The sequence below is a fragment of the Lentzea sp. NPDC054927 genome (genome assembly GCF_053610285.1).
The window spans coordinates 371522-381072 of the sequence record NZ_JBSGXZ010000002.1 but is presented as its reverse complement, the minus strand read 5'-3'; the positions used below and the strand labels follow the sequence as shown (position 1 = coordinate 381072).

The following is a 9551-nucleotide window of genomic DNA, read 5'->3' as shown; positions in this document are numbered from 1 at the left end:
CATGTCCGCCGGGACGTAGACGCATGTGTCTTCGTGTCTGCGTCCCGGTGGGATCTTTCTGAGGTGGTCACGTGTTGGCAGTCGGTTTGGTGCTCGCTCGGTGGTCTGTCGCGTCGACGCGGTCATCTCGGCGCCTCAGGAGCGGATCTGCGGTCTCATCGCCGACTTCGCCGGCCACCCGCGCTGGAACCTGTGGTGTGACCAAGGCCGTGGGCGGCACCTCGCCGGACGACGAAATGAAAGTCGACACGATCCTCGGCTCCGTCACCATGGCCGCCGAGCAAGCCGCGCTCAATGGCGTGCCGAACGCTCACATCAAAGCCCGACGGCACCGTGCTGGTTACCAACGAACTGCTGATCGACGGTTTGTGTCCTTGGAAGCGAACCAGGTCATGGGCGAGGCGATGTGCGACGGCATGCGAGTGGAAACGCGGCCCTGAAGCGCCACGCGGAGCCTTGCCGAATCGTCCTAGGTGAACAGAATCCGCTTCGCCACGGCCTTCCCGAGCGGCGTGCGCAGCCCGGTGAACGCCAGCTCGGCCAGGCTCGGCCGGCGAACGAGCGACAGACCGCGCCGCATCGTCGATCGGATGAGGTAACGGCGTCGCAGCGCCGCGCCGTAGTGCTCCAGCACGTACTTGTTGCCGCTGCGCAGGTAGTCGAACGTGACCGTGGCGGCGAGCTCGGACATCCGCATGCACGGGTCGAGCCCGCCGGCGGTGAGCGGGGAGACCGCGCCCGCCGCGTCGCCGACCAGCAGCCCTTGCGGTGACACGATGTTGCGCAGCAGCCCGCCGACCGGGATCGGACCGCCCCTGCGCTTGGCGGGCCCGGCGGGTTCCGGGGTGGGGAAGCTGTCGCGGAACCGTTGCAGCAGCTGGGGAAGAGGTGCGGTGAAGCGGTCGGCGCGGCCTGCCAGGCCGACGTGCGCGTGCTCGCCGTCGTCGATGACCCAGGCGATGTAGCCGGGTGCGAGCCGCGGGTCGACGACGCAGTGGAACGTCGGCGTGGAGCCGGTCCTGATCGGGTAGACCTCCTCGATCCCGGTGATCAGCTGCCGGTTGACGTCGAGGCCGAGCTTCTTCGCGACGGTCGAGCGAGCGCCGTCCGCGCCGATGGTGAACCGGGCTTTGGTCGCCTTGAGTGGATAACCGGCGTTGAGGTGGACCTGCGCCCCTGCCCGTTCGGCGTCCTTCACCGCCTGGGCGTAGATGCCCGCCATGTCACCGACCCGGAACTCGTCGCGATCGCTGAGCAGCTCGACCGGTTCCGCGAGCGACGGCGGGTAGAGCAGCACTCGCCGCACAGCAGGTCCGAGGTGTGGCAGCTCGTAGTCGGCGAGGGTGCGCCGGACGAAGATGCCCGTGGTCCGAATGCCGGTGTCGAGGCTGGTCCTGCGTTCGCAGACCGCCACGTCGAGGCCTGCTTCGGCGAGCAGGCGGGCGGTGTTGAGCCCGGCCAGACCGGCGCCGACGACGAGCACGTCCACGGTGTCCATGCCTGACCGTAGAACCGATCTACCGGGCGGTTCCCGTTTCCCGGCAACACCTTCACCGGATCTGCAAGGTTCCTCCACATATGTGAGCCCTTGACACATCGGAGGTCTGTCGCGATCGTGGTGGGTACCGCCGCCTCGAACCGCCGCCTAGGTTCGAGGAGGAGCCGATGGAGCTGTTCAACCGCCGCACGGCAATGCGAGGAGCGCTCGCCATCGCGGCGACGCCGTTCGCGGCCGGTGTCGCGTCCGCAGAGGTAGGAGCGACCGCGTTCACGGAGAAGTGGGGCCCGAATCCGGGTGTCGACGGGCTCAAGGCGTTCGTGGGCATCGAGGACGACCGCTCGAACTCCCACCCGTCCGCCACGCACATCTTCGCGGAGCAGGACCAGTACCGGTTCGTGATGCACAAGTCCGATCGGGACGGTTCGGACCGGCAGCGCAACGAGGTGCGCGCGATCCAGAAGAACGGCAGCCGCCAGGACATGAAGAAGAATGAGACCTGGCGCTTCAACTACCAGATGTACATCCCGAGCTCGTTGAAGGGCACCACCAGCTTCACGCACATCTTCCAGGTCAAGCACACCGGGGTCGCCTCACCTGTGATCACGGTGTCGTTGTTCCGCTCCGGCTCGAACGAGTCCATCGAGCTGCGGCTCTTCGGTGCGGGACAGTCGAAGCTCGGCAGCACCGCGCTGGCGCCGCTGCGCAACAAGTGGATCGACGTGGAGATCGAGATCAAGGTCGGCGATTCGGGCAGCGCGCGGTTCGCGTTGAAGGACGGCGGCACCACCGTGGTCAACGCGTCGCGCACCGGCATCGACATGTGGCTGGGCGGTGACCAGGCGCATCCGAAGTGGGGCATCTACCGGTCCATCAGCGACTCAGCGCAACTGCAGGACACCTATCTGTTGCTGCGGAACATGAAGGCGTACCGGAACGAATGAGGTGTTCCCTGACGGCCGTTCGGAGGTGAGAATTACTCGCGTGGGGGACGTACACGGACGAACCGTCGAGAGCAGGGCCGGTGTCGCCGCCTTTCTGGCTGGCGTGTGGCTGATCGCCGCGCCACCGGTCCTGCACTTCAGCGCGGCCACGCACGCTTTCCGGCCCTACTGGTGGTCCATGGGGCTGGCCGTCGTGCTGATGCTGCTCGGCATGGTGCGGGCGATGGCACCGCTGGACGTGCCGTTCGTCCAGCCGCTGTCGATCGCGCTGGCGCTGTGGCTGATCATCGTGGCGCTGCGTGCGGGAGAGGGCGGCCTTTGGGCCGTTTGGCTCAACCAGCTCGTTGCGGCGGCGGTGATCGCGCTGTCGGCCGGCCTGGCCTTGCTGATCAGCATGCGCAGATGAGCCTGAGGCACGTGCCGTCGGACAACTGCCTGATCTGCAAGGGCGAGCAAGAAGTCGTCATCGGCATCCATGAACGCGGACCGCACGAGCGGATGCACGACTACAAGCGCGTGTTGTTCTGCGCGGCCTGTGACGTCGGCGAGCTCCGGTCGTTCAGCTACGACGACTTCGTGGCTTACGGCGAGGAAGACGACGTCATGGTGTGGTCGGCCGTTGTCGAGTCCGAGGACGTCGAACGGTTGCGTTCCCTGTTCGCGTGTCCTGCTCCGCTGAACCACCGGTGCGGGTGCGCCCAGCACGTCCGCGCCTACGACACGAGCATCAGGGCTGCCAAGACCCTGCTGCCGGAGTACGGGCCCGACCGGCACAGTCCGGCCGGGCGCATCACCGTGTCGGTCAGGGTGTCCGACGGTCTCGCGGAGTTCTGCTGATCAGCAACGCTCACCGGTCTTGGCGAACAGGAAGTAGCTGCTGCCGTCGACCTCGCCGTGCGCACGCGTGCACCGGTCCAGCGTGTCCGCGGGGCCACCCCACAGTTCGCGCTGCCCCCGCGCACCCGTCTTGTACCCGTGCGTGTTGTTGTCGCGGGTGTAGATGTGCGTGCGGAGGATGAAGTCCCGGCCCGCGGTGGCGATCCACGAGTCCCACACGTAGATGTAGGAGAAGTTCTTGCCGCAGCCCTTGTACTGCTTCACCGACGCCACGGTCTCGTCGTAGTTCTTCACGTAGGCCGTCGACCCGATCTGCGTGACGTTGCCGCAGTACTGGTTGGACTCGGCGTGGGCGGTGCCGGTGCTCAGCAGTGTCGCCACTGCCCCCGCGACGGCTCCGGCGGCCAGGATCTTGCGCATGGTGCTCCTCCTCGTTTGGTTCGGAGCTTCTGCTGCCGCGGTTAGCCGCCGGTAAATCAGTCGATCACGGCGGTCGCCTCGATCTCGACGAGGTGCTCCGGCACGTCCAGCGCCTGCACCCCGATGAGCGCGGCGGGTGCCTTCGCGGACTCGCCGAGCCGGGTCATGGCGTTCTCGATGCCCTTGAGCAGCTCGGGCATCTTGTCCGGCGTCCAGTCGACGACGTAGATCCTGACCCTCGCCAGGTCGCGGAACGTCGCGCCGGCGGCCTTGAGCGCGGTGTGCACGTTCACGTAGGCCTGCTCGACCTGCGCGGCGAGGTCCAGCTCGGTGTCCCAGGCGACCTGACCGGCCAGGTAGACGGTCTTCGACCCGGTGGCGACGGCCACGTGGTGGTAGACGTCGATCTTCGGCAGCTCGTCGGAGTTGATGAGCGTGATCATGACTCTCTTCCTGCTCTCTTGTGGTTACTCGGTAACCGTAGGAGAGTGGGCTTCGACCTGGAAGAACGCACTTTTTCGTGAGTGAGGAACCACAAGGTGAGCAAGCAGCTCAGCGGGGATCTGGCCCGCGCGGATTCGCTGGCGCGCGAGATCTTCTCGGACATCGCCAACAAGTGGGCGCTGCTGATCGTCGAGACCATCGGCGACTCCACGAAGCGCTTCACCGAGCTGAAGACCGAGGTCGACGGCATCAGTCACAAGATGCTGACCCAGAACCTGCGGCTGCTGGAGCGCAACGGGCTGGTGACCCGGGTCGTGCATCCGACCGTGCCGCCGCGCGTCGACTACACGCTGACCGAGCCCGGTCAGGCGTTGCGGGCGACCGTGGACGCGATGTGCGCATGGACGACGCGGTATCTGAGCGAGATCGAGGAGGCGCGGAGTCGCTTTGGTCACTCAGCTTGATAGTCACTGATTGGTGACTATATGGTGGAGGCATGACCGAGAAGAAGATCATTGCTGTGGTGGGTTCGACCGGCGAGCAGGGCGGGGCGGTCGCACGGGCGTTGCTGGCCGACGGGGAGTTCGCGGTGCGCGCGCTCACCCGCAACACCGAGTCGGACGCCGCTCGCAAGCTCTCCGAACTGGGGGCCGAGGTCGTCGCGGCCGACCTTTACGACGTCGACAGCCTGCGGAGGGCGTTCGACGGCGCGTACGGGGCGTACCTGGTGACGCCGTTCTTCACGCACCTGTCGGCGGCGAAGGAGCTGGAAGAGGTCACGAATCTCGTCGAGGCGGCCAAGGGTCTGCAGCACGTCGTGTGGTCGACGCTGGAGGACACCCGCGAGGTGATCTCGCTGGACGACGACCGGATGCCGACGCTCGACGAGAAGTACAAGGTGCCGCACTTCGACGTGAAGGGCGGCGAGGCGGACGCGTTGTTCGAGCAGGCCGGGTTGCCGACGACGTACGTGCGGATGTCCTTCTACTGGAACAACTTGCTGCGTGACCTGGCGCCGCGCCGCGCGGCCGACGGTGCGCTGAAGCTGTCGTTGCCGATGGGGGAGAGCAAGATCTCCGGCATCGCGAGCGAGGACATCGGCAAGGCGATCGTGAGCGTGCTCAAGCGGCCGGCCGAGACCATCGGGCACACGATCGGGCTGGGCTCCGAGCACCTGACCGGCGAGCAGGTGGCGGAGGCTTTCAGTGCGGTGCTGGGTGAGACCGTCCAGTACGAACCCATGTCCCACAACGACTTCCGCGCGCTCGGCTTCCCGGCGGCGGTGGAGCTGGGCAACATGTTCCAGTACTACGCGGAGTTCTCCGACCACATCCTGCCGCGCCGCGACGCCGGGCTGACCCGCGAGATCGTGCCCACCTGGCTGACGCTCGAGGAGTTCCTGGCGGCGCACCGCGAGGAGATCACGGTCGGTCAGTGATCTCCGCGAACACCTTCTTGAACTCGGCGAACCGCTCGGGCCCGACCTGGCGGGCCAGCCGGTCCTCGATGTCGGCGATGATCTTCTTGGCCTGGACCATCTGGTCGCGCCCCATTTCGGTGGGCACGACCAGCTTCGCCCGCCGGTCCGCGGGGTCGGGCTGGCGGACGACGTAGCCGAGGCGCTCCAGCTCGTCGATCAGCGTGCCCACGACCTGCTTGTGCTGGCCGGAGCGCTCGGACAGCTCGCTCGCGCGGGTGCCGTCGGGGGCGATGTAGGCCATGATCGCGCCGTGGCGTGGGCGCAGGTGCTCGTGACCCGCCTCGGACAGGCGGGTGAAGAGCTCCTTCTGGAAGCCCGAGAGTAGATGCGCGGAGAGCACGCCGATGTCCGACATGCCGAGCATGTTAACCCGGCAGCTGCTCGGTCCGAAGAGGACTGAGCGGAGTGCTTTGGAACTCCGAGATTCGGTGCACCACCTGCACGGCGAGGAGGGCGGCGACGATTCCGACGGCGGCGCTGATGGTGCTCAGCACCGCGGCGATCTGGAACGACTCGGTCGTCAACTGGCCGTTCTCGAAGAACCGCACGTACGCCAGGTCGAAGAGCCACATCAGGATGTAGGCGGTCCACCAGCGGGTGGTCGTCCTGGACTGAACGCGTTGTTGCAGCGGTACTTCCTGCTGCTGGGGATCGCTGGCCCGCCAGACGTCGTCGACGACGTGCTTGGGGAACCAGAGGTTCACGATCGGCACGAACCAGCAGAGCCAGACCCACACGCGGCTGTGGCGGTGTTCGTTGGCGTACGTGAGGCGCTCGGCGTTGATGCGGGCGTTGTACAGCCACATGATGAACACGACGATTGCGGCGAGACCGAGCAGGGTCAGCGGCCAGTCGACGAGGGCGTTGACCTGGTCGACGGTCCTCAGGTCGGCGCGCGTCGCGGTGCCGGCCCGGTAGTCGCCGACGGTCGCGTAGGTGAACCAGCCGACCGCCGCCTCCGCGATGTTGCCGAGGGCGACGAGTCCGACGAGAACGGATGCAGCGAGACCGAGGCCTCGCACGGGTCTGAAGTGCTCCATGCCCGTCAGACGCTCCCAAACCCGGAAATGTTGAGTGGCCCGCCCGCGAGGACGGGCCACTCGGCAACTCAGCCCTGCAACTCAGTCCCGCTACTCAGCTCTGGGGCTCGTAGAGGCTGAACGGCGTGCCCTGGTCGTCCGAGCAGTGCGCGATGCGGCCGACGTCCGGCACGGTCTGCACGTCGTCGCCCTTGCCGCCGAGCTCGGCGACCTTGCGCACGGACGCGTCGATGTCCGTGGTGTGGAAGTAGATGCGCGGCTGGGTGAGCTGCGCGTCCTTGGCCGCGATGGCGCCGCGGGCACCGTTGGTGATGAAGTGGTAGTCCTCGCCCATCGGGCTGGTTTCCCAGCCGAACACGCCTGCGTAGAACGCCCGCGCCCGCGCCGTGTCGTCGGCGGGCAGCTCGAACCAGTTGACCTGTCCGGACATCTCGATCGCTCCTTCGGTTGTCGTGCTTTGAGCGAAGGACGAGCGAGCGAGCCGGAACTCGACATCAGCCGCCGAGAATTTTCTGGCCGGCGTCGTAGTGGTCGAGAGCTGCGCCGACGGCGGCGGCGACGGTCACCTCGAAGATCTCGTCCTCGGTGTGGTCCTGCTTCAACCGGGCGATGTCGTCGGAGGTGATGCGGTAGGAGGCCGTGCGAACCGTTGCCGCGTAAGAACCCCAGGCGTCACCGGCCGCGGCGGCCTGCCGGAGTTCGGCGGAAGTGTGCGCGGGAGCTTCCAGGACGGCGTGGCGCAGCGAGTCGGGGGTGCCGACGCCCTTGCCTGTCAGGAAACCGGGGAAGCGGTAGCCGAACCGGTGCAGCGAACGGGTTCCGGACTCCAGCTGGCCGGGCAACAGCTCGAACCCGAACGCGTTGGCGAGCCGGTTCACCACCTGCCAGATCAGGCTCACGTTCAGCGCGTCCACGGCGGCGTCGTGCGGCAGACCCGAGGGTGGCGACAGATCGTCGAGAAACGCCAGCGCGGCAACCAGTTCCGGGCGCAACGGCGACGGATCACCGGCGATCTTGACCAGTTCGGTGTGCGTGACCGCGCAGTACGGGCACTGCAACCGCTCTGCCGTGCGCATGGCCATGTACTCGCGTTCGCCCGCCGTCCAAAACGACGGCCCGCGCATCGCCTTCGCACTCAGGTCCAGGAACACCGCGCCGAAGAAATCGGGGCGGTACAACAGGGTTTTCGGCACGTCGGACATCGGCACCCGCGAGACCAGCGAGGTGAGGCCGAAGAACATCCGCGCGGGCAGGTGGTGGCCGCGGTCGAGCACGGTGAGTCGCATCAGGGGACCTCCAGGGAACGCAGGCGCCCGGCGAGGAAGCGCCGATCGGCGGGGCTGGTCGCCAGGTCGTGGGCAAGCCGGTACGCGGCAACGGCTTCGTCGCGCCGGTCGAGGCGGCGCAGCAGGTCGGCGCGGGCGGAGTGCAGCAGGTGGTACTCGTCGAGACCGGTGATGCCGTCGATCAACTTCAGACCCGCGAGAGGTTCCTCGGCCATCGCCACGGCGACCGCGTGGTTGAGTTCGATGACCGGAGTCGGTGCCACAGCGAGAAGTTCGGCGTAGAGGGCGGCCACGCGAGGCCAGTCGACCGGATCTTGCACGTGCAGCGCGGCGATCACGGCGTGCAGCACGTACGGGCCTGGGGAGCCGAACCGCAGCGCGCGGTCGAGCAGCGCCATGCCCTCGGAGATCTCGTCGACGTTCCAGAGCGTCCGGTCCTGGTCCGCGAGCAGCACGACGTCGCCGCCGGACGAGAGCCGGGCCGCGCTGCGCGAGTTGTGCAGCAGCATCAACGCGACCAGCCCGTGCGCCTCCGGTTCGTCGGGCATCAACGCGGCGACGAGCTTGCCGAGCCGCAGCGCCTCCGTCCGCAGATCCCCGTCCGACGTCGTGTACCCCCGCGTGAAGATCAGGTACAGCACCGCGAGCACGCCCTGCAGCCGTTCGGGCAGCAGGTGGTCGGCGGGCACCTCGAAGGTGATGCCGGCGTCGCGGATCTTGCGCTTGGCCCTGACCAGCCGCTGGGCCAGCGCGGGTTCGGCCACCAGGAACGTCCGCGCGATCTGCGCCGCGGTGAACCCCGCGACGGCCTGAAGTGTCAGCGCCACCCGCGACTCCTCGGCCAGCGCGGGGTGGCAGCAGGTGAAGATCAGGCTCAGCCGTTCGTCGCCGAGGTCGACGAGCTGCTTCTCGGTCACGGTGACCACGTCCGGTGGCGGCTCCGGCAGCTTGGTGCGCGCCATCCGAGCGTGTCGCAGCCGGTCGAGCGCGTGGTTGCGGGCGACGGTGAGCAGCCAGGCGAACGGGTCGTCCGGCACCCGCGAGCGCGGCCACTTCCGCAACGCCTGCGAACACGCCTCCTGCAGCGCGTCCTCGGCCAGCTCGAAGTCGCCCAGCGCCCGCACGAGCGCCGCGAGCATCCGGGTCCGGTGCTCGCGGTACACCCGTTCGACCGCCGCCGACGCGAGGTCGCTCATGCCACCCCGTGGTTGAGGCCGGGGATGTGGTCGACCGGGCGCACCTCGATCGTGCTGCCGAACTGCGCCTGCGGGCACATCTCCGCGAGCTCCAGCGCCTCGTCGAGGTCGCGGCAGTTGAGCAGGTAGTACCCGCCGAGGTGCTCGTGGGTCTCGGCGAACGGACCGTCCGTCAGCATCGTCTTGCCCGCCTGCACCCGCACGGTGGTCGCGGTGCTGGCCGGCTTGAGCGGATCACCGGACACGTAAACACCCCGGCGCCGGCACTCGTCGGCGAACGCGTTGACCCGCGTGAGGATGTCGTCGAACCGCGGATCACCGGGCTTCGGCCGGTCCTCGCAGTTGTAGATCAGGAACATGTAGTGCATGCGTGCCCTCCAGTCGTCGTTCCGAGGACGAACGAGGT

General features: G+C 67.6%; 15 protein-coding genes. 6 read left to right on the top strand and 9 right to left on the bottom strand.

Annotated elements, in window-relative coordinates:
- Positions 1–197: 197 nt before the first annotated feature.
- On the top strand, positions 198–440 hold the full coding sequence (locus ACWGE0_RS05245) for a hypothetical protein (RefSeq protein ID WP_452259646.1): 243 nt from the start codon (positions 198–200) through the stop codon (positions 438–440).
- A 29-nt stretch (positions 441–469) separates the two neighbouring features.
- Here the strand turns inward: ACWGE0_RS05245 and ACWGE0_RS05240 are convergent, their stop codons facing one another.
- The gene (locus tag ACWGE0_RS05240) at positions 470–1498 is read right to left on the bottom strand and encodes an FAD-dependent oxidoreductase (protein WP_452259645.1); all 1029 of its coding nucleotides are present in this window, start codon (positions 1496–1498) and stop codon (positions 470–472) included.
- Positions 1499–1665: 167 nt separating this feature from the next.
- Between ACWGE0_RS05240 and ACWGE0_RS05235 the strand changes: the two genes are divergently transcribed.
- Genes ACWGE0_RS05235 through ACWGE0_RS05225 form a run of 3 tightly spaced genes read left to right on the top strand, consistent with a single transcriptional unit; the run spans position 1666 to position 3279 of the window.
- Entirely contained in the window at positions 1666–2442 is a 777-nt protein-coding gene (locus tag ACWGE0_RS05235) for a Tat pathway signal sequence domain protein (protein ID WP_452259644.1), read from the top strand.
- A gap of 40 nt (positions 2443–2482) precedes the next feature.
- The gene (locus ACWGE0_RS05230; RefSeq protein ID WP_452259643.1) at positions 2483–2848 is read left to right on the top strand and encodes a hypothetical protein; all 366 of its coding nucleotides are present in this window, start codon (positions 2483–2485) and stop codon (positions 2846–2848) included.
- Positions 2845–3279, top strand: coding sequence for a hypothetical protein (locus ACWGE0_RS05225; RefSeq protein ID WP_452259642.1), 435 nt, complete (start codon positions 2845–2847; stop codon positions 3277–3279). Before ACWGE0_RS05230 ends, ACWGE0_RS05225 begins: the two co-directional genes overlap by 4 nt.
- Here ACWGE0_RS05225 and ACWGE0_RS05220 read toward each other — a convergent pair whose 3' ends face one another.
- Positions 3280–3699: a hypothetical protein gene (locus ACWGE0_RS05220; RefSeq protein WP_452259641.1), complete on the bottom strand. Its 420-nt coding sequence runs from the start codon at positions 3697–3699 to the stop codon at positions 3280–3282.
- Between the two features lie 56 nt (positions 3700–3755).
- Positions 3756–4142 (bottom strand): RidA family protein, encoded by a 387-nt coding sequence (locus ACWGE0_RS05215; RefSeq protein WP_452259640.1) that lies wholly within the window; start codon positions 4140–4142, stop codon positions 3756–3758.
- Positions 4143–4238: 96 nt separating this feature from the next.
- Here ACWGE0_RS05215 and ACWGE0_RS05210 point away from each other — a divergent pair, with 96 nt between their 5' ends.
- Both ACWGE0_RS05210 and ACWGE0_RS05205 read left to right on the top strand, forming a co-directional pair.
- Positions 4239–4607, top strand: a complete 369-nt coding sequence (locus tag ACWGE0_RS05210; RefSeq protein ID WP_452259639.1) for a winged helix-turn-helix transcriptional regulator — start codon at positions 4239–4241, stop codon at positions 4605–4607.
- A gap of 32 nt (positions 4608–4639) precedes the next feature.
- Positions 4640–5581, top strand: coding sequence for an NmrA/HSCARG family protein (locus tag ACWGE0_RS05205; RefSeq protein WP_452259638.1), 942 nt, complete (start codon positions 4640–4642; stop codon positions 5579–5581).
- Here ACWGE0_RS05205 and ACWGE0_RS05200 read toward each other — a convergent pair.
- From ACWGE0_RS05200 to ACWGE0_RS05175, 6 genes are all read right to left on the bottom strand, one after another.
- On the bottom strand, positions 5565–5978 hold the full coding sequence (locus ACWGE0_RS05200) for a MarR family winged helix-turn-helix transcriptional regulator (protein ID WP_452259637.1): 414 nt from the start codon (positions 5976–5978) through the stop codon (positions 5565–5567). The two genes, ACWGE0_RS05205 and ACWGE0_RS05200, sit on opposite strands and share 17 nt — an antisense overlap.
- A 10-nt stretch (positions 5979–5988) precedes the next feature.
- Complete coding sequence (locus ACWGE0_RS05195; RefSeq protein WP_452259636.1) at positions 5989–6663, bottom strand: DUF4328 domain-containing protein; 675 nt, start codon at positions 6661–6663, stop codon at positions 5989–5991.
- A 94-nt stretch (positions 6664–6757) separates the two neighbouring features.
- Positions 6758–7093 (bottom strand): VOC family protein, encoded by a 336-nt coding sequence (locus ACWGE0_RS05190; protein ID WP_452259635.1) that lies wholly within the window; start codon positions 7091–7093, stop codon positions 6758–6760.
- A 64-nt stretch (positions 7094–7157) separates the two neighbouring features.
- Entirely contained in the window at positions 7158–7949 is a 792-nt protein-coding gene (locus tag ACWGE0_RS05185; RefSeq protein ID WP_452259634.1) for a hypothetical protein, read from the bottom strand.
- Positions 7949–9145 (bottom strand): RNA polymerase sigma factor, encoded by a 1197-nt coding sequence (locus tag ACWGE0_RS05180; RefSeq protein WP_452259633.1) that lies wholly within the window; start codon positions 9143–9145, stop codon positions 7949–7951. Before ACWGE0_RS05180 ends, ACWGE0_RS05185 begins: the two co-directional genes overlap by 1 nt.
- Complete coding sequence (locus ACWGE0_RS05175; RefSeq protein WP_452259632.1) at positions 9142–9513, bottom strand: YciI family protein; 372 nt, start codon at positions 9511–9513, stop codon at positions 9142–9144. The genes ACWGE0_RS05180 and ACWGE0_RS05175 overlap by 4 nt, the downstream gene beginning before the upstream one ends.
- Between the last annotated feature and the right edge of the window lie 38 nt (positions 9514–9551).

Excerpts from the sequence above, each read along its gene's own strand:
- ACWGE0_RS05205 (WP_452259638.1), top strand. The coding sequence starts at position 4,640 with ATGACCGAGAAGAAGATCATTGCTGTGGTGGGTTCGACCGGCGAGCAG.
- ACWGE0_RS05225 (WP_452259642.1), top strand. The coding sequence starts at position 2,845 with ATGAGCCTGAGGCACGTGCCGTCGGACAACTGCCTGATCTGCAAGGGC.
- ACWGE0_RS05215 (WP_452259640.1), bottom strand. The coding sequence starts at position 4,142 with ATGATCACGCTCATCAACTCCGACGAGCTGCCGAAGATCGACGTCTAC.
- ACWGE0_RS05235 (WP_452259644.1), top strand. The coding sequence starts at position 1,666 with ATGGAGCTGTTCAACCGCCGCACGGCAATGCGAGGAGCGCTCGCCATC.
- ACWGE0_RS05200 (WP_452259637.1), bottom strand. The coding sequence starts at position 5,978 with ATGTCGGACATCGGCGTGCTCTCCGCGCATCTACTCTCGGGCTTCCAG.
- ACWGE0_RS05180 (WP_452259633.1), bottom strand. The coding sequence starts at position 9,145 with ATGAGCGACCTCGCGTCGGCGGCGGTCGAACGGGTGTACCGCGAGCAC.
- ACWGE0_RS05190 (WP_452259635.1), bottom strand. The coding sequence starts at position 7,093 with ATGTCCGGACAGGTCAACTGGTTCGAGCTGCCCGCCGACGACACGGCG.
- ACWGE0_RS05185 (WP_452259634.1), bottom strand. The coding sequence starts at position 7,949 with ATGCGACTCACCGTGCTCGACCGCGGCCACCACCTGCCCGCGCGGATG.
- ACWGE0_RS05175 (WP_452259632.1), bottom strand. The coding sequence starts at position 9,513 with ATGCACTACATGTTCCTGATCTACAACTGCGAGGACCGGCCGAAGCCC.
- ACWGE0_RS05195 (WP_452259636.1), bottom strand. The coding sequence starts at position 6,663 with ATGGAGCACTTCAGACCCGTGCGAGGCCTCGGTCTCGCTGCATCCGTT.
- ACWGE0_RS05240 (WP_452259645.1), bottom strand. The coding sequence starts at position 1,498 with ATGGACACCGTGGACGTGCTCGTCGTCGGCGCCGGTCTGGCCGGGCTC.
- ACWGE0_RS05220 (WP_452259641.1), bottom strand. The coding sequence starts at position 3,699 with ATGCGCAAGATCCTGGCCGCCGGAGCCGTCGCGGGGGCAGTGGCGACA.